This window comes from Aeromonas rivuli (genome assembly GCF_000820045.1).
Lineage (GTDB): Bacteria > Pseudomonadota > Gammaproteobacteria > Enterobacterales > Aeromonadaceae > Aeromonas > Aeromonas rivuli.
Genome location: NZ_CDBJ01000011.1, coordinates 1 through 215, shown reverse-complemented (window position 1 = coordinate 215; position 215 = coordinate 1). Strand labels below are relative to the sequence as shown.

Here is a 215-nt window from a genome sequence, read left to right as displayed (position 1 = left end):
GCGCTTGCCCCCCTGCGCTGGCCGGTCAATGAGGCTCACCCCCAGGGGTGCGATCGGTTGTTTGAGGATGGTCGCTTCCCTACCCCGGATGGCCGGGCCCGCTTGTTGCCCCTGAAACAACAGGCCCCCGCACTGGAGCCACTGCCACCCGGAGCAGGAGTGCCCTTGCTGCTCAACTCCGGCAGGTTGCGGGATCAGTGGCACACCATGACCCG

1 protein-coding gene is annotated in these 215 nt (G+C 67.4%); it reads left to right on the top strand.

All coding sequences use genetic code 11. From position 1 onward, the window contains the following. On the top strand, positions 1–215 hold a 215-nt coding region (locus BN1130_RS22805; RefSeq protein ID WP_042039792.1), incomplete at both ends, for a hypothetical protein.